The organism is Phytohabitans sp. LJ34, assembly GCF_052068095.1.
GTDB lineage: Bacteria > Actinomycetota > Actinomycetes > Mycobacteriales > Micromonosporaceae > Phytohabitans.
The window spans coordinates 413407-431315 of sequence record NZ_JBQHDG010000003.1 but is presented as its reverse complement, the minus strand read 5'-3'; the positions used below and the strand labels follow the sequence as shown (position 1 = coordinate 431315).

At 72.1% G+C, this 17909-nt stretch carries 15 protein-coding genes; 5 read left to right on the top strand and 10 right to left on the bottom strand.

Annotation, left to right across the window (positions count from 1 at the left end; genetic code table 11):
* The first annotated feature begins 2 nt into the window (after window positions 1–2).
* The 4 genes from ACTMTJ_RS07375 to ACTMTJ_RS07360 all read left to right on the top strand — a co-directional run bounded on the left by ACTMTJ_RS07375 (window position 3) and on the right by ACTMTJ_RS07360 (window position 4910).
* Window positions 3–584 (top strand): PadR family transcriptional regulator, encoded by a 582-nt coding sequence (locus ACTMTJ_RS07375; RefSeq protein WP_441215348.1) that lies wholly within the window; start codon window positions 3–5, stop codon window positions 582–584.
* Window positions 581–1294 carry an ABC transporter ATP-binding protein gene (locus tag ACTMTJ_RS07370; protein WP_441215347.1) on the top strand — a complete coding sequence of 238 codons (714 nt, stop codon included), beginning with the start codon at window positions 581–583 and terminating at the stop codon, window positions 1292–1294. The genes ACTMTJ_RS07375 and ACTMTJ_RS07370 overlap by 4 nt, the downstream gene beginning before the upstream one ends.
* A complete protein-coding gene (locus ACTMTJ_RS07365) occupies window positions 1291–4032 on the top strand; it encodes an FtsX-like permease family protein (RefSeq protein WP_441215346.1) in 2742 nt (913 codons plus the stop codon). The genes ACTMTJ_RS07370 and ACTMTJ_RS07365 overlap by 4 nt, the downstream gene beginning before the upstream one ends.
* A 164-nt stretch (window positions 4033–4196) precedes the next feature.
* Window positions 4197–4910 carry a nucleotidyltransferase domain-containing protein gene (locus tag ACTMTJ_RS07360; protein WP_441215345.1) on the top strand — a complete coding sequence of 238 codons (714 nt, stop codon included), beginning with the start codon at window positions 4197–4199 and terminating at the stop codon, window positions 4908–4910.
* 68 nt (window positions 4911–4978) lie between these two features.
* On the opposite strand, the gene ACTMTJ_RS07355 is transcribed toward ACTMTJ_RS07360, so the two are convergent.
* The 10 genes from ACTMTJ_RS07355 to ACTMTJ_RS07310 form a co-directional block, all read right to left on the bottom strand.
* The gene (locus ACTMTJ_RS07355) at window positions 4979–5692 is read right to left on the bottom strand and encodes a VIT1/CCC1 transporter family protein (protein ID WP_441215344.1); all 714 of its coding nucleotides are present in this window, start codon (window positions 5690–5692) and stop codon (window positions 4979–4981) included.
* Window positions 5689–6546 (bottom strand): type I methionyl aminopeptidase, encoded by an 858-nt coding sequence (map, locus tag ACTMTJ_RS07350; protein ID WP_441215343.1) that lies wholly within the window; start codon window positions 6544–6546, stop codon window positions 5689–5691. The genes ACTMTJ_RS07355 and map overlap by 4 nt, the downstream gene beginning before the upstream one ends.
* A gap of 31 nt (window positions 6547–6577) precedes the next feature.
* Window positions 6578–7288, bottom strand: a complete 711-nt coding sequence (locus tag ACTMTJ_RS07345) for a gamma-glutamyl-gamma-aminobutyrate hydrolase family protein (RefSeq protein WP_441215342.1) — start codon at window positions 7286–7288, stop codon at window positions 6578–6580.
* Between the two features lie 11 nt (window positions 7289–7299).
* Entirely contained in the window at window positions 7300–7974 is a 675-nt protein-coding gene (locus tag ACTMTJ_RS07340; protein WP_441215341.1) for a gamma-glutamyl-gamma-aminobutyrate hydrolase family protein, read from the bottom strand.
* 372 nt (window positions 7975–8346) lie between these two features.
* Entirely contained in the window at window positions 8347–9111 is a 765-nt protein-coding gene (locus tag ACTMTJ_RS07335) for a 3-oxoacyl-ACP reductase (RefSeq protein ID WP_441215340.1), read from the bottom strand.
* Between the two features lie 10 nt (window positions 9112–9121).
* The gene (locus tag ACTMTJ_RS07330; RefSeq protein WP_441215339.1) at window positions 9122–10477 is read right to left on the bottom strand and encodes an aldehyde dehydrogenase family protein; all 1356 of its coding nucleotides are present in this window, start codon (window positions 10475–10477) and stop codon (window positions 9122–9124) included.
* Window positions 10474–11847, bottom strand: coding sequence for a glutamine synthetase family protein (locus ACTMTJ_RS07325; RefSeq protein ID WP_441215338.1), 1374 nt, complete (start codon window positions 11845–11847; stop codon window positions 10474–10476). Before ACTMTJ_RS07325 ends, ACTMTJ_RS07330 begins: the two co-directional genes overlap by 4 nt.
* A gap of 38 nt (window positions 11848–11885) precedes the next feature.
* Window positions 11886–12806: a FadR/GntR family transcriptional regulator gene (locus tag ACTMTJ_RS07320; protein ID WP_441215337.1), complete on the bottom strand. Its 921-nt coding sequence runs from the start codon at window positions 12804–12806 to the stop codon at window positions 11886–11888.
* 15 nt (window positions 12807–12821) lie between these two features.
* The gene (locus ACTMTJ_RS07315; protein ID WP_441215336.1) at window positions 12822–14393 is read right to left on the bottom strand and encodes an amino acid permease; all 1572 of its coding nucleotides are present in this window, start codon (window positions 14391–14393) and stop codon (window positions 12822–12824) included.
* Between the two features lie 15 nt (window positions 14394–14408).
* The gene (locus ACTMTJ_RS07310) at window positions 14409–15359 is read right to left on the bottom strand and encodes a choline/ethanolamine kinase family protein (protein WP_441215335.1); all 951 of its coding nucleotides are present in this window, start codon (window positions 15357–15359) and stop codon (window positions 14409–14411) included.
* A gap of 107 nt (window positions 15360–15466) precedes the next feature.
* Between ACTMTJ_RS07310 and ACTMTJ_RS07305 the strand changes: the two genes are divergently transcribed.
* Window positions 15467–17878: a GcvT family protein gene (locus ACTMTJ_RS07305; protein ID WP_441215334.1), complete on the top strand. Its 2412-nt coding sequence runs from the start codon at window positions 15467–15469 to the stop codon at window positions 17876–17878.
* Window positions 17879–17909: the final 31 nt, after the last annotated feature.

The following is a 17909-nucleotide window of genomic DNA, read 5'->3' as shown; positions in this document are numbered from 1 at the left end:
CCATGTCCATCCGTCACGGTCTCCTGGCGCTGCTCGAACGCGGCCCCATGTACGGCTACCAGCTCCGCGCCGCATTCGAAGAGTCGACCGGCACGACGTGGCCGCTCAACATCGGGCAGGTCTACACGACCCTGTCGCGCCTCGAACGGGACGGCCTCGTGCGTCCGCTGCCGGAAAACGACGGGGGGCAGCGGCCGTACGAGATCACCGATCCGGGCCGGAGCGAGCTGGCGCAGTGGTTCGCCACGCCGATCAGCCGCACCGACCGCCCCCGTGACGAGCTGGCGATCAAGCTCGCGCTGGCGCTCACCACGCCCGGCGTCGACGTACGCGCGGTGGTGCAGACCCAGCGGACCGCCACGATGCGGGCGCTCCAGGAGTACACCCGCCTCAAGAGCCGGGAGAACGACCCCGCCGACCTGCCGTGGCGGCTCGTGCTCGACGCGATGATCTTCCAGGCCGAGGCGGAGATCCGCTGGCTGGACCATTGCGAGGCGAGCCTGATGCGCTACCCACCCCCGCCACCCAAGACGATTCCGGCGACGGCGCCGGACCCTGAACACAGCGAGGTGACCCACTCATGATCCTCGAACTGCGCGACGTGCACCGCACACACGGCAACGGCGCGGCCGCCGTACACGCGCTGCGCGGCGTCGCCCTCGGCGTACGCCCCGGCGAGCTCGTCGCCGTCATGGGCCCATCCGGCTCCGGCAAGTCCACGCTGCTCAACCTCGCCGGTGGGCTGGACCGCCCGACCCAGGGCGGGGTGTACGTCGAGGGCAAGCTCCTCGGCGAGCTCTCCAGGCGCCAGCTCGCCGCACTGCGCCGGCGGTCGGTCGGCTACGTCTTCCAGGACCTCAACCTGCTGCCCAGCCTCACCGCCGCGGAAAACGTCGCGCTGCCGCTGGAGCTGGACGGCATGAGCGTGCGCAAGGCGCGCCGGCTCGCCGTGGCCGCGCTGGAGGAGGTGGGCCTCGCCGACCTCGGCCCGCGCTTCCCCGACGACATGTCCGGCGGCCAGCAGCAGCGGGTGGCGATCGCCCGGGCATTGGTCGGCGACCGCCGCCTCGTGCTGGCCGACGAGCCGACCGGCGCGCTCGACTCGCAGACCGGCGAGGCGGTGCTGCGGCTGCTCCGGGCGCGGGTCGACGCGGGGGCGGCCGGCGTACTGGTCACGCACGAGGCACGCCACGCCGGCTGGGCCGACCGCGTGGTCTTCCTGCGCGACGGCGTCGTCGTGGACACGTCCGGCCCGCTCACCCAGGCGGAAGAGCTCCTGGAGCCGGTCCCGTGACGTCCTGGCTGACCGCCCTGCGCATCGCCCGCCGCGAGGCGCGCCGGGCAAAGGGCCGTTCCGCGCTGGTGATCGCGATGATCGCGCTGCCGGTGCTGGCGCTCTCCTTCGCCGCGGCCTCGTACGACATGTTCCGGCTCCGCCCGGCCGAGAAGGCGGACCGCGACATGGGCACCGCCGACGCCCGGCTGCTGTGGGAGTACACCGGGCCGGTCGTGCAGAACCCGCGCGGCGACGGCTGGAGCGCCGAGGGAGATCCGCCCGCCCAGCCCCGTACCGAGCGGGAGATCCTCGCCGCCCTGCCCGCCGGCAGCCGGGTCATCCCGTCGCTGGAGAGCTACGCGGACTTCCGTACGGCCAGCGGGGTGGGCAGCATCGGCACCCGCGGGCTGGACCTGCGGGACCCGCTCACCGCGGGCCTCGTCACACTCCTCGACGGCCGCGCGCCCGCGAGCGCCGACGAGGTCGCGATCAGCCCGGACGCCGCCGATCGGCTCGGCGCGGGCGTCGGCGACACGATCCAGAGCGCGGACCGCACGAAGTCCTGGACGGTCACCGGCCTCGCCGAGCTGCCGGCCGCGCTCTTCGAGAGCGTCATCTTCCTCCCCAGCGCCATGCCCTCCACCGGCCCCAACTCCTCCGGCGGCGGCACCGGTTGGCTCTGGGACGCCCCCGGCCCGGTCAGTTGGGAGCAGGTCAAGCAGCTCAACCAGCGGGGCATGGTCGTCTTCTCCCGCGAGGTCCTCATCCACCCGCCGCCGGCGTCCGAGACGCCGGACATGTTCCAGAACTCGACCGTCGACGCCGAGGCGATCGGGATCGGTGGCCTGGTCGCGGGCCTGGCGATCCTGGAGATCGTGCTCCTCGCCGGCCCGGCGTTCGCCGTGGGCGCCCGCCGCCGGCGACGCGACCTCGGGCTCATCGCCGCCAACGGGGGTACCCCCGCGCACCTGCGTCGCATCGTCCTCGCCGACGGCGTCGTGCTGGGCCTGCTGGGCGCCGTCGCCGGTCTGGTGATCGGGGTCGTGGCCGCGTTCGCCACCCGGCCGCTGCTCGAGGAGCTGCTGGTCAACCAGCGGGCCGGCGGCTACCGGGTGTTTCCGCTGGCGCTCGCCGGCATCGCGGCCCTCGCCGTGTGCACCGGTGTGCTCGCCGCGCTCGTGCCGGCGTTCACCGCGGCGCGGGGCGACGTCGTCGCGGCACTGACCGGGCGGCGGGGCAGCGTGCGCTCGCGCAAGCGCTGGCTCGTCGCCGGCGTCGGGCTGGCCGGGGTCGGCGCCGCCGCGACCGTCTTCGGCGCCCGGCAGACCGAAATCAACCTGGTACTGGGTGGCCTGATCGTGGGTGAGCTCGGCCTCGTGCTCTGCACGCCGGCGCTGGTCGGGCTGATCGCCCGGATGGGCCGGGTCCTGCCGCTCGCGCCCCGGATCGCGCTCCGCGACACCGCCCGCAACCGGGCCGCCTCGGCGCCGGCCATCGCGGCGGTGATGGCGGCCGTCGCCGGCAGCGTCGCGCTCGGCGTCGTGCTCACCGCGGACAACGAGCGCAACGACGCGAGCTACCAGGCCGGGCTGCCCGACGGCAACGCGTTCGTCCAGTACCAGTACGGCGGTCCGGGCACGGATCCGCGGGCACCGGCGAAGGCGCCCGACATGGGGCGGGTGGCGGCACTGGCCCGGAACACTTTCCCGGCGAGCACCACCGTCCCGGTCAACGAAGTCACCTGCCCGGCCGGCACGCCCAGCGACGTCTACTGTGGACTCAGCCCACGGATGCCGCGGGAGCGGGAGTGCCCGTGGGCGGACGACGCCACGCCGCTGAGCGCCGACGACCAGCGCAAGGCCCTCGCGGATCCGCGCTGCGCGCGCATCTCGGGCTGGTCGTACATGGGCTTCGGCGGCATCATCGCCACGCCTGAGTCGCTGCCCGGGATCACCGGGGCGACCGGCGACGACCTGGCCAAGGCGCGGGCGGCCCTGGCCGCGGGCGGCGTCGTGCTCAGCGATCCGCGGTACGTCGTCGATGGCAAGGTCACGCTGGAGATCTACGACTCCCGCCAAGCGGAGGGCACCACCACGCCGGAAGACCGCGAGCGGATACCGACGGTCGTCGTGCCCGGACACGCGGTCGCCACCGGCCTGCCGCCGCACGGCGGCGCCCTGCTCTCCAGCGGCGCGGTCGCGGCGGCCAAGCTGGCCGAGCGCCCGTCCGGCGTGGTCGTGACGAACAGCCGGGTACCCACCACCGCCGAGGAGGACCGGCTGACCGCTGGGCTGCGCGAGGTGGACCAGAACCTGTACGTCGCGGTCGAACGGGGCCCGGACCGCCGCTCCGACCCGACCCTGTTGATCCTCGCCGCCGCGGCCGGGCTGATCACGCTCGGCGCGGCCGGCATCGCCACCGGCCTGGCCGCCGCCGACGGCCGATCCGACCTGTCCACGCTCGCCGCGGTGGGCGCCAGTCCGGGGGTACGGCGGCGGCTGTCGCTGAGCCAGTCGGGCGTGATCGCCGGGCTCGGCACGGTGCTCGGCGTGGCCGCCGGGCTCGGGGTCTCCGCGGCGGTGCTCTACGCGTACAACCAGGCTGGCGCGGGCCGCTGGCCGGGCGAGCCGCCGTATCCGGTCGGTGTCCCGTGGGAGAGCCTCGCGGTCGTGGCCGTCGTGCCGATCGTGGCGATGCTCGGCGCGGGCCTGCTCACCCGTTCCCGCCTGCCGATCGAGGCCCGCCGGGCGACGTAGCTCCCGGAGTCGTGCCACAGAAACGTCCGGCGGACCCACCCGGGTCCGCCGGGCGCCAGGATCGTAAGCATGATGCGATGGGCCGGTCCGACATAGGGTGGGTCGGAGGGAAACAGCAACGCAGCGCTACCGCACCGCCACAGTGATGCCGGAGAATGATCGCCGTGGCGGAGCCAAACCCGTACCTCGCCAATCCCCGTTGGGTCGTGGCGGACCAGGTGGCCGATGCGGCCCGACGGCGATACCCGGCCGGCGTGTTGGCGATCGGGGTGCACGGTTCGCTGGCACACGGCGACGACACCGACACGAGCGACGTCGACATGGTCGTCGTCACCTACAAGGCGGGCGCCGGGCCGCGGCCGGTCACCCGGCGGGTGGACGGGATCCTCGTCGACCTCGGCGTGGTGGCCGCGGAGGAGTACCTCCAGCACGCCCGCACGCTCTCGACCTCGTGGCCGGTAGCCGCCGACCGGTACGTGACGACGCGCGCGATCTACGACCCGAACGGTTGGCTGGAGCGGCTCCGCGACACCCACCTGGGGCGGCTGGCGGAGGCGAAGTCGCTGGAGTTCACGACGCTGGCTCGTGAGGCGTGGTGCCGGGCCTCCTCGGCGCACGCGCGGGCGGTCCGGCTCACCCAGTGGTACGAGACGGACGCCGCGATGCTGACGATCGGCGAGGCGCGGCTCTCGGCGGCGATGGTGGTCGGGCTGCTGACCCGCACGTACTTCCGCAACAGCGCCGACGCGGTCAAGCGCACCGGACTGGCCGGCGTCGACATGACCGAGCTCGGCCTCATCCTGCGCGACCAGGCCAAGGAGCTGGCCAACAGGGGCCGCCCGGTCGACGCGACGGTGAGCCAGATATTCGACGCCTAGCACGGCCGCCTGGGTTGGGCCTTTGGGTCGCGGAGGCTGGACGCTCCGTCCCACCCGGACGCACCGCGCTAGGCGGCGTTGACGCCGATCAGGCTGCCGATCAGGTAGGTGGCGGCGGCCGCCGCGGCGCCGAGCAGGAGCTGGCGCAGGCCGCTGCCCCACCACGAGCGGTTGGTGAAGCGGGCGACGAGCGCGCCGGCCACGAAGAGCCCCACACCGCCGACCCCGAGCGCCAGCCACAGCTGGTCGAAGCCGAGCAGGTAGGTGACCAGCGGCACCAGCGCGCCGACCGAGAAGCACACGAACGAGGAGACGGCCGCCGTCCACGGGCTGGGCCGCTCGTCCGGGTCGACGCCGAGCTCTTCGCGGGCGTGAAAACGCAGCGCCTCCTCCGGGTTGCGCTTGAGCACGGCGGCGACCTCCTCGGCCAGCTCGCGGGGCAGGCCGCGGGAGGTCCAGGTCTCCACCAGCTCGCGCGCCTCGGCGTCCGGAAAGCGCTGGAGCTCCCGCCGCTCCTTGGCGACCTCGGCGGCCACCTGCTCGTTTTGCGTGCGCACGCTGGTGTACTCGCCGAGGCCCATCGAGATCGCGCCGGCGACGAGCCCGGCCACGCCGGTGAGCACGATGTTCCGCGACGAGACCCCGCCGCCGCCCACGCCCGCGATCAGCGCGATGTTGGTGACGAGGCCGTCCATCGCGCCGAACACCGCCGGGCGCAGCCAGCCGCCGGATACGTCGGCGTGGTGGTGTGGGTCGAGCGCGGCCGGGCGGTCGGCCGTCACGGCAGGGTCAGGATCTCGTGCCCGTCGTCTGTCACCACGATCGTGTGCTCGAACTGCGCGGTCCACTTGAGGTCTTTGGTCACGACCGTCCAGCCGTCGCGCCACATCGTGTACTCGTGGGTGCCCAGCGTGATCATGGGCTCGATGGTGAAGGTCATGCCCGGCTCCATGACCACGTCGAGCCGCGGGTTGTCGTAGTGCGGCACGTACAGGCCACTGTGGAACGCCTCGCCGATGCCGTGCCCGGTGAAGTCGCGCACGACCCCGTAGTCGAACCGGCGCGCGTACGCCTCGATGACCCGGCCCACGGCGTTGAGCGGGCGGCCGGGCGCGACCGCGCGGATGCCCCGCATCATCGCCTCGTGCGTGCGCTCGACGAGCAGCCGCGCCTCCTCGGAGACGTCGCCCACGAGGAAGGTGGCGTCGGTGTCGCCGTGCACCCCGCCGATGAACGCGGTCACGTCGACGTTGATGATGTCGCCGTCTTCCAGCACGGTGGAGTCCGGGATGCCGTGGCAGATCACCTCGTTGAGGCTGGTGCAGCACGACTTCGGAAAGCCCTTGTAGCCGAGTGTCGACGGGTAGGCGCCGTGGTCGCAGAGGAACTCGTGGACGACCTTGTCGATCTCGTCGGTGGTCACGCCCGGCTTGCAGTGCTCGCCGGCGAGCTGGGTCGCCTGGGCGGCGAGCCGGCTGGCCACCCGCATCTTGTCGATCGTCTCGGGTGTCTGCACGTGCGAGCCACGCCACTCCTTGGGCCGCTTTTTCCCCACGTACTCCGGGCGGGGGATGTTGGCTGGCACCTGGCGCCACGGCGAGATCTGGCCTGGCACGAGTGGGGCACGGACACTCATGGCCTCCACCCTAGCGCCGGCCGCGGCCGCCTTACCGCAACGCCAACTTACGGGCGTTGGCCGCCTCCACGAAGGCCTCGAAGACGCGGAAGTCGTCGGTGTCCTCGGGGTGCCACTGCACACCGAGGACGAAGGTGCGGCTCGGATCCTCCACCACCTCGATCAGATCGTCACCCGGGCACCAGCCGACCGGTGTGAGCCCGCCCGGGTCGCGGACCCCCTGATGGTGGTACGAGTTGACGGTCACCTCGTCGCCGAGGATCGCGTGTGCGCGGGAGTGCGGCAGCAACCGCACCGGGTGGTGGCCGAACTTGGGGCCGCTCACCGGCCGGTGGCCGTCGTGGCCGAGCACGTCGGGCAGGTGCTGGTGCAGCCGCCCGCCGTACGCCACGGCCATCAGCTGCATGCCCCGGCAGATGCCGAGCACGGGCAGGTCGGCGGCGACCGCCGCGCGGAGCAGGAGCAGCTCGGCGGCGTCTCGCTGGGGCTTGACCTTGGTGGCGGGGTGGGCCGGCTCGCCGAAGAGCGCGGGGTCGACGTCGGAGCCGCCGGTGAACATGATGCCGTCGATGCCGTCGAGGACGTCCGCGTCGGGCGCGTCCGGGGTGATCAGGACCGCCCGGCCCCCGCTTTCGTGTACCGCGTGGACGTACGACAGCGGCAGCACGGCGGAAAAGGTGTCATTGACCCCAAAGCGCGCATCCTCGGCATATGTCGTCAAACCAATCAGAGGCCGCCCCATAACGCCACAACCTATCGTGCGGCGTCCACCAGAGCCTGGAACGGCCGGATGTCGCCGTCCGACTCCGGGTGCCACTGGATACCCAGCAGGAACGGGCGCGACGGGTCCTCGACCGCCTCGATCGTGCCGTCGTCGGCCCAGCCGGTGACCGTGAGCCGCCCGGGGTCGGCGACTCCCTGGTGGTGGTACGAGTTGACCTCGCCGTCGCCCTCCATGATCCGGTCGACCAGGCTGCCGCGCACGAAGCGGGCGCCGTGCGAGCCGTACACGCCGGGCGCGGGGCGGTGCTTGTCGTGCCCCACCACGTCGGGCAGGTGCTGGTGCAGCCGCCCGCCGTACGCGACCGCCATCAGCTGCATGCCCCGGCACACGCCCAGGATCGGCAGGTCGGCGCCGGCCAGCGCGAACTCGCCCGCGTCCCGCTCGATACGAGGGCTGTCGGTGCGCGGGTCGGCCGGCGCGCCGTAGCGTGCGGGGTCGAGGTCGGGGCCGCCCGCGAGGACCAGGCCGTCGAGAACGCGCACGACCTCGGCGCCGGAAGGGTCGGGCGGGATCACGATCGCCCGCCCGCCGGCCGCCTCGACCGCGCGCACGTACGAGTACGGGAGGAGGGCGGCCGGTACGTCGTGCCACACGCCCCAGGCGGCGGGCTCCACGTACGAGGTGATACCGATGATCGGCCGCATCAGATTATTTCTACCCTAGATCGGCTCCTCTACCCCAGAGACTTTCCGTCGGGGTTACGTCTGTTCGACGTTGCCCAAGGCAGATTTTGTCCCGGGTCCGTGTCACCTGCGGACCGCCGCTCCCGCCGGAGACCGCGCAGGCCGGCGGCTCGCGGGGCGAGCCGAGATCCCCGACCTCCGCTGCCACGTCCGCGGTGCAAGCCCTCCGATGGAGCGCGGTGATCGTTCGCCACCATCGACGAGCGCAACCCAATCTGGGCAAGGAGATCGGCTGACCTTCCCTGGGGTGACCACCCCAGGGAAGCAGAGCAAAGCGGCGCGCACAACCGCCCTGGCCGGGCCCGCGCAGGGCCGGCGCGGCCGGAAAGCTCCCTAGATCGGCGTCACGTACGCCCCGGTGATCCCTCCGTCGACCACGAACTGGGACGCGGTGACGAACGACGCGTCGTCGCTGGCCAGGAACGCGACCGCGGCGGCGATCTCCTCCGGCTGGGCGAACCGCCCCATCGGCACGTGCACCAGGCGCCGGGCGGCCCGCTCCGGGTCCTTCGCGAACAGCTCCATGAGCATCGGCGTCGCCACCGGCCCGGGGCAGAGCGCGTTGACCCGGATCCCCTCGCGGGCGAACTGCACGCCGAGCTCGCGGCTCATCGCGAGCACCCCGCCCTTGCTCGCTGTGTACGCGATCTGGCTGGTCGCCGCACCCATGATCGCGACGAACGACGCGGTGTTGATGATCGAGCCCTTGCCCTGCCGCCGCATGTGCGGGATCGCGTACTTGCAGCAGAGGTAGACGCTCGTGGTGTTGACCTTGATCACCCGCTCCCACGCCTCCAGCCCGGTGACCAGGATCGAGTCGTCGTCGGGCGGCGAGATGCCGGCGTTGTTGAACGCGACGTCCACCCGCCCGTGCCGCTCCACCACGCCGTCGAAGAGCTCGCGCACGGTCGCCTCGTCGGTCACGTCGCAGGCGACGAACTCGCCGGCCACCTCGGTGGCGACCGCCTTGCCGCTCGCCTCGTCGACGTCCACGCAGACCACCAGCGCGCCCTCGGCGTGCAACCGCCGGGCGGTGGCCAGCCCGATCCCGCTTCCCGCCCCGGTCACGACCGCGACACGGCCGGCAAGACGCTCCATCCCACACTCCTTACGCTGCGATGAACACGTTCTTGACATCGGTGAAGGCGTGCAGCGCGTCGGGGCCGAGCTCGCGGCCGAGCCCGGACTGCTTCATGCCGCCGAACGGGGTCCAGTAGCGCACCGAGGAGTTGGAGTTGACGCTCAGGTTGCCCGACTCCACGCCGCGCGCCACCCGGATGGCCCGCCCCACGTCGCGGGTCCAGATCGAGCCGGACAGGCCGTACTCGGTGTCGTTGGCGAGCCGGATCGCGTCGGCCTCGTCGTCGAAGGGCAGCACCGACACGACCGGCCCGAAGATCTCTTCCCGCCAGTGGCGCTCGGCCGGCGAGTCGGCGAGCAGCACGGTCGGCGCGTACCAGAAACCGTCCCCGCCGGGTGCGGAGCCGGTGAACGCGACCTTCGCACCGTCTACATAGGAGGATACGGTGGCTCGCTGCCCAGCCGAGATGAGCGGGCCCATCTGCGCGGTCTCCAGCGCCGGGTCTGCCACCCGGAAGGCCCGCACCGCCGGCTCCAGCAGCGCCAGGAACTCGTCGTACGCCGAACGCTGGACGAGGATCCGGGAGCGCGCGCAGCAGTCCTGGCCGGCGTTGTCGAAGACCGCGGCCGGGGCGGCGGCGGCCGCCGCGGCGAGGTCGGCGTCCGCGAAGACGACGTTGGCGCTCTTGCCGCCGAGCTCCAGCGTCACCCGCTTGACCTGCTCCGCGCAGCCCGCCATGATCCGCTTGCCCACCTCGGTGGACCCGGTGAAACACACCTTGCGCACCGCGGGATGGGTCACGAACCGCTCCCCCACGACCGACCCTTTCCCCGGTACGACCGTGAAGACGCCCTCCGGCAGGCCAGCCTCCAGGGCCAGCTCGCCGAGTCTCATCGCGGTCAACGGGGTCAGCTCGGCCGGCTTGAGCACCACCGTGTTGCCGGCGGCCAGCGCGGGCGCGAAGCCCCAGCCGGCGATCGGCATCGGAAAGTTCCACGGGACGATCACCGCGACGACGCCGAGCGGCTCGTGAAACGTCACGTCGAGCCCGCCGGGCACCGGGATCTGGCGCCCGGTCAGCCGCTCCGGCGCGCCCGCGTAGTAGTCGAGCACGTCGCGGACGTTGCCCGCCTCCCAGCGGGCGTTGCCGATCGTGTGGCCGGCGCTGGTGACCTCCAGCCGGGCCAGCTCCTCCAGATGCGCGTCGACCACCGCGGCGAAGCGCCGCAGCAGCCGGGCCCGGTCGCCGGGCGAGACCTGGCGCCAGGAATCGAACGCCCCCCTCGAGCGCTCGATGGCGGCGTCGGTCTCCTGGGTCGATGACGACGGGACCGTCGCCACGACCCGCCCGGTCGCCGGGTTGAGCACATCTGTCGTCGTCACAGCCGTTCGAACCCCCGGTGCAGCTCCCAGTCGGTCACAGCGGCGTCGAAAGCGGCCAACTCGACGCGCGCGTTGTTGGCGTAGTGGGCGACCACGTCGTCCCCGAACGCCGCGCGCGCGACCGCGGAAGTCTCCCACAGACCGACCGCGTCGCGCAGTGAGGACGGCACCCGGGGTGCGGCGGCGTCCTCGTATGCGTTACCGCCGTACGCCTCTTCGAGGTCGAGCTCGTTTTCGAGGCCATACAGCGCCCCGGCCACGAGCGCGGCGATCGCCAGGTACGGGTTGACGTCCGCGCCCGGCACCCGGTTTTCCACCCGCAGCGAGTGGCCGCCGTGGCCGACCAGCCGCAGCGCGCAGGTGCGGTTGTCGGTGCCCCAGCGCACGGCCGTCGGGGCGAACGAGCCGGGCTGGTAGCGCTTGTACGAGTTGATGTTGGGGGCGTAGAAGAGGCTCAGCTCGCGCATCGTGGCGAGCAGGCCGGCGAGCGTCCGCTGCCCGGTCTCGGAGAGATGCCCGGGCCCGTCGCCGACCATCGCCGCGCCGCCCGCGGGCGTACGCAGCGAGAAGTGGATGTGGCAGGAGTTGCCCTCGCGCTGGTTGGGCTTGGCCATGAAGGTGATCGACATACCCTCCTGCGCCGCGATCTCCTTCGACCCGTTCTTGTAGATCACGTGGTGGTCGGCACAGGTGAGCGCGTCCGCGTACCGGAACGCGATCTCGTGCTGACCGAGGTTGCACTCGCCCTTGGCACTCTCCGGCACCAGCCCGGCCCCGTGCATCTCGTTGCGGATGCGGCGCAGCAGCGGCTCGACCCGGGCGGTGCCGAGCAGCGAGTAGTCGATGTTGTAGAGGTTGGCCGGGTTGAGGTCGCGGTAGCCGCGGCGCTGCGCCTCCTCGTAGGAGTCGCGGTAGAGCACGAACTCGAGCTCGGTGCCGGCGTACGCGGTCAGCCCGTGCGCGGCGAGGCGATCGAGCTGGCGGCGCAGGATCTGCCGCGGCGAGGCCACGACGTCGCCGGAGCCGTCGAGCCAGTGAAGGTCGGCCAGCAGCATCGCGGTGCCGGGCTGCCAGGGCACCCGGCGGAGCGTGGAAAGGTCCGGCGCCATCGCGAAGTCGCCGTAGCCACGCTCCCAGGACGACATCGCGTATCCGTCCACTGTGTTCATGTCGACGTCGACGGCGAGCAGGTAGTTACACCCCTCGCTGCCGTGCGTGACCACCTCGTCGAGGAAGTAGCGGGCGTGGAACCGCTTGCCTTGCAGGCGCCCCTGCATGTCGGTGAGCGCGAGCACCACCGTGTCGATCTGACCGGCGTCGACCGCCACGCGCAGCTCTTCCAGCGAGAGTGCCGGCCTGCCTGCCGTCATGAGAGCGCCTCCGGAAAAGGTCTATTGCTATACCAATATCAGGTCAAGAGTCCGAGCAACAGCTCCGCGGTGCCGTCGCAGTGCTCCTCCATCAGCGAGCGGGCCGCGGCCGGGTCGCCGGCGAGGATCGCGTCGACGACCCGGGTGTGCTGATCGTCCGAGTGGTCCAGGTTTCGCTTGATGACCGGGATCGCGGCCAGCAGCCGGTCGAGCGTGAGCTGCACGTCGGCGACCGCCGCCGTCAGCGACGGGCTGCCGCTCGCCGCCGCGATAGCCAGGTGCAGCCGCGAGTCGGCCACCCGCCGCGTGGCCGGGTCGCGGTCGCGGGACGCGGTGAGGCAGGCCACCAGGTGCTGGCGGTCGGCCGCCGCGAGCGCCCGGCTGGCGGCCAGCCCAGCCGCGCCCGGCTCCACCACCCGCCGGAAGTCGAGCGCGTCGTGCAGGGTGTCGCCCATCTCCCGGGCCAGGTCGGCCGCCGTGCCACGCCGGGCCAGCGGGGTGACGGCGGCCGCCGCCACCGACTTTCGGCCGGGCCGACCACGGGGCGGGCTGGACCCGGAGTTGGACGCCGAGCGCCCCGTCCGGATCGAGCCGGCATCCGGGGCCGACGCGAGCGGAGCGAGCCGACCCGCAGAGCCCCGCGGCGGGACGGGTGGCCGCCCCGCTCGCGAGACCACGAACGTGCCGCCGGTGCGGCCCCGGCGCGACTCGAGATAGCCCGCCTCCCGCAAGGCCCGGATGGCCTCGCGCAGCGTGACCCGGCTGACCTGGAGCTTTTCGGCGAGCTCGCGCTCGGCCGGCAGCCGCTCTCCCTCGGCCACCATCCCGAGCTTGATCGCCTGGGCCAGCCGGGACACCGTGATCTCGAACGCGTTGCCGCCGCGCACGGGTCGCCACAGGGGCATGCTCCGGCTGCTGGACTCCTGTCCGGTCAGCGCGGCGACCCCGTCGCTCGGCATCGATCACCCCTAGCGCTAGGCCGGCTGATCCGCGGAGACCTCCGGCTCGTCGATAGTACGGCGCGGACCGGTGAACCACTTGCGGGCCGAGGCGTACCACCACACCGCCACGAGGAGCAGCAGGCCGCCGACCGCGATGGGCGCGTAGTTGACCGACGACCAGCTGAAGTCGTCGTTGCCGGGCACGCCCGCGGGGACGATCGGCATGATGAAGTACAGCGAGATCACCGCGATCTCGATGACCGCGATCCAGCCGAGCACCTTGTACTTGCGGCCCAGCGTCCACGGGCCGGGCACGAAGCGGTCGCCCATCCGCAGCCGCAGCGCGATCGGGATGAGGAACGCCAGGTACAGGCCGATGACCGCCACCGAGACGACAGCGTAGAACGCGACCGGGATGCCGGCCGGACTCTGGTACAGCGCCGGGAGGGTGAGGATCAGGCCCGCGACGGTGGCGCCGATGATGGCGTTGACCGGCGTGCCGTTGCGGTCCACCTTGGACCACATCCGCCAGCCGGGGATCGCGCGGTCGCGGCTGAACGCGTACGTCATCCGGGACATGCTCGTCACGCAGCTCATGCCGCAGAAGAACTGCCCGATGGTGGAGATGATGATGACGGCCTTGAAGAAGAACGGCGTGAGCGCGCTCTCGAAGATGGCGCCGGAGAAGCCGCCCGCCTCGTTGACCGCGTCCACGTTGGTCGCCGCGAAGAGGAACGACAGCAGCAGGATCCAGCCGCCGATCGCGGAGTAGAAGATGGACCGCCACAGCCCCTTCGCGGCCGCCGTCGACGCGCCCCTGGTCTCCTCGGAGACGTGCGCGCAGGCGTCGAAGCCGGTGATCGTGTACTGGGTGAGCAGGAAGCCCAGCGGCAGGATGTAGAACCAGAACGTCAGCCCGTTGTTGTCGCCACCGGCGAAGCCCGAGTTGTTGAACTTCTCGGTGAAGACGAACTGCATGCTCTGGTGGTTGTCCGGCACGAAGACGAGGATCAGCACGACCGCGGCCGCGCCGACCACGTGCCACCACACCGAGACGTTCTGGAGGATGTCGATGATCTGGTGGCCGAAGATGTTGATGATCCCGTGCAGCGTCAGGATGATCACGAAGAGCAGGAACGCCTGGTTGAGCGTGCCGGCCCAGCCCTCGAAGAGCGCCGAGAGGGTCAGGTTGAGGAACGTCGCGCAGCCGTAGTCGACCGACGCGGTCACGGCGACGAGGCCGATGAGGTTGAGCCACCCGGTAAACCAGCCGTGCACCGGCTTGCCCATCTTCGAGGCCCACCAGTAGATGCCGCCCGCCGTCGGGTACGCCGACACGAGCTCGGACATGCAGAAGCCGATGATCAGGATGAAGATCGAGATGAGCGGCCAGCCCCAGCTGATCGCGATCGGGCCGCCGTTGTTCCACGCCTGGCCGAACGTCGTGAAGCAGCCGGCCAGGATCGAGATGATGGAGAACGAGATGGCGAAGTTGGAGAAGCCACTCCACTTGCGACGCAGCTCCTGCTTGTAACCGAGTTCGGCGAGGCGATGGGCGTCGTCGTCCATGGGGTGCTCGGCCGTCGCCGGCACGGTGGTTGCCATAAGGGTCTCCCTTGTCTACGGATGGAGGGAGGACGTGCGGCCGGCGGCCGCCCGCAGGAGCCGGCCCAGGTCCGGTGCATCCATGTCCCGGCAGGCCTGGCCCCACTTGTCGGCCGCCTCGGCCCAGTAGTCGAATGTGGACTCCGGATCGCGCAGCAGGCCGTGATGCACGGTGAACCACAACGTCCAGGTGACGTTGGAGAGCAGGAGGTTCAGCCGTACCCGGGCGACCAGCGCGGGCGTGGTCTCGGCGCCGAAGTAGGCGGCGGTGAGGTCCGCCACCTGGTCCGGGTCGAAGTCGGCCTCGGCCGCGATGTCGCCCAACTCGAAGGTCGGGTCGTTGTTTCCGGACAGCTGGTAGTCGACGATCCGGATGGCGCCGGCCACGTCGATGAAGTTTTCCGCCAGCAGGTCGTTGTGGCAGGGCACGGTCGGCATCGGGATGACACCGAGCGCCGCGCGCACGTGCTCCACCGTGGACAGCCGCTCGAGGTAGCCGTCGGGCAGCGGCAGGTCGTGGTGGCGGCACACGTCCAGCAGTTCGTAGAGCTTGCCGATGATGTCGAACTCGTTGCCGAAGCGAGGCCCGGCGTGCAGCCGCTTGCAGGCGGACGCGATGCGGGGGATCGAGGCCGGCTCCCGCACCGACGCCGGGTCGAGCGTGCGCCCCGGCAGAAACTCGAGCACCAGTGCGGGCAGGTCGGGGAGCACCTCGTAGACCCGTGCGCCGGCGCCCGACTCCGCCGCCAACCGGGTATTTTCGATCTCCAACGGCGGGGGCACCCCCAACCCCGCCGCGGAGACCGCGGGCTCGAGCACGCGCAGCACGTAGCTGCGGCCCCTCACGTCGACCCGCCAAATGTGGTGCGAAAGGCCGCCCGTCAGCGGCCTGTGGGTGACCGGCTGGCCAGACCACATCGCGACGCGCCCCAGCACGTCTTCGACATGGACCGTCCGTGCACCCATGGCTGAGTTTCAGCCCGTGGGATGAGAAGCGTCAATACACGCCAGGTTACGTTTTGAGTGGCCGCTCAGCTCTTTTGGTCTGACCAATTAGGTGATACGACTCACGTGTGCGGACTGATGCGCGGGTCGTCGTGGTCGGTGGCGGGGTGGCCGGATGCAGCGTCGCGTACCACCTGGCCCGGCTCGGCTGGACCGACGTGGTGGTGCTGGAGCAGCACGAGCTGACCGAGGGCACCACGTGGCACTCGGCCGGTTTCGTCGGCCAGCTCCGCTCCACCATCAGCCAGACCCGCATGATCATGTACTCCTCGTCGCTCTACGCCGAGCTGCGCGAGCGCACCGGGCTCGACCCCGGCTGGCGGGGCGTCGGCGGGCTGCGGCTGGCCACCACGGTGGAGCGCGAGGAGGAGCTGCTGCGCCAGGTCAGCGCCGCCACCACGTACGGGCTGGAGATGGAGCTGCTCTCCCCCGCCGAGACCCGCTCGCTCCTGCCCATGCTCGACGTCTCCGACGTGCGGTCGGCCGGCTGGCTGCCCGGCGACGGCTACCTGCGGCCCGAGCCGCTCGCCGCCGCGCTCGCCGCCGGCGCGCACCAGCTCGGCGTCGAGTTCCACACCGGGGTGAGGGTCACCGGCGTCGAGGTCGAGCGCGGCCGGGTGCGGGCGGTGCTGACCGACCAGGGTCGCGTCGCCACCGAGGTGGTGGTCGACGCGGCCGGCGCGGCGGCCGGCCACGTGGGGCGCCTCGCCGGGGTCGCGATCCCGATCGTGCCGATCAAGCACCAGTACGTGGTGTCGTCCCCATTGGACGCCCCGGACGTGCCCGGCATCCCCACCGTGCGCGATCCCGACCACATCGTCTACTTTCGCGGCGAGGGCGACGGGCTGCTGGTCGGCGGCTACATCCGCACGCCCGACGTGTGCTGGCCGGCGGCCGGCGAGGCGCCGCTCTCGACCGCCCGCACCCTCTTCCCGCCGGACCTGGCGAAGTTCGGGGAGTCGTGGGGCAACGCCCGCCGCCGCGTGCCGGCGCTCCGCACGGCCGAGATCGCCCGGGTGGTGCACGGGCCGGAGGCGTTCACGCCGGACGGCGAGTTCCTGCTCGGCGAGACCTCGGTGCGCGGCTTCTGGGTGGCGGCGGGCTTCTGCGTGCACGGCCTCGCGGCGGCCGGCGGCGTCGGCAAGGTGCTGGCGGAGTGGATTGTGGACGGCCAGCCGGAATTCGACGTGTCCCATATGGATATCCGCCGCTTCGGCGCGCACGCCGCGAGCCGCTCGTGGGCCACCGCCAAGGCGCTCGACGCGTACTCCCGCTACTACGACGTCGTCTACCCGTACACGGAGTGGTCCGCCGGCCGTCCCCTGCGCCGCTCCGCCACCTGGCCCCGCCTCGAGCCGCTCGGCGCGGCGCTGGGCGAGAAGGCCGGCTGGGAGCGGGTCAACTGGTTCGGCTCACCCCCCGGCTTCGTGCCCTCGGCGCCGCGCCCCGCCGGCTGGGCCGGGCAGGTCTGGTCACCGGCCATCGAGGCGGAGTGCCGCGCCACGACGGAGGCGGCCGGCCTCTTCGACCAGTCGTCCTTCGCGAAGCTCGACGTGCGCGGTCCGGTCTCCTTCCTCCAGCGGATGTGCGCGGCCGATGTGGACCGTCCGGTGGGGACGGTGGTCTACACCCAGCTCCTCAACGCCCGCGCCGGCATCGAGGCCGACCTCACCGTCACCCGGCTCGGCGAGGCACACTTCCGGGTCGTGACCAGCACCGCCTCGGGCGTGCGCGACCTGGCCTGGCTGCGCCGCCACGCGCCCGAGGGCGTCACCGTCGACGACGTCACCGCCGCGTACGGCTGCCTGTGCCTGTGGGGCCCGGCCGCCCGCGACGTCCTCCAGCCGCTGGTCGACGAGGCGCTCGACTTCCGCTTCATGCGCGCCCGCCACCTGACCGTGGGCCCGGTGCCGGTGCTGGCCCAGCGGGTCACGTTCGTCGGCGAGTACGGGTGGGAACTCTACGCGCCGACCGACTACACGCTGACGCTGTGGGACCTGCTGCTGTCCACCGGCGCCCCGTCCGGCCTGGCACCGGCCGGCTACCGGGCGATCGACGCGATGCGGCTGGAGAAGGGATACCGCGTCTGGGGCTCCGACATCACGCCGGAGACCACACCGGACGAGGCCGGCCTCTCGTTCGCCGTCCGGATCGAGACCGACTTCCTCGGCCGCGACGCCCTGCTGGCGGCCCGCGCGGCCGGCGGACCGGAGCGCCGGCTGCGCTGCCTTGTGCTCGACGACCCGCGCACGGTCTGCCTCGGCACCGAGCCGGTCCGCGTCGACGGCCGCCCCTGTGGCCGCGTCACCTCCGGCGGCTACGGCTACCGCGTCGGCGCCTCCATCGCGTACGCGTACCTGCCGTCCACAGTGGAGATCGGCGCGAAGGTCGAGGTCGGCGTATTCGGCTCCTGGCAAAGCGCCGAGGTCCGCGACGAGCCCCTCTTCGACCCCGCCAACACCCGCGTCCGCGGCAGCTGACCAACTGAGCCGCGACAAAGCCCACATTGAC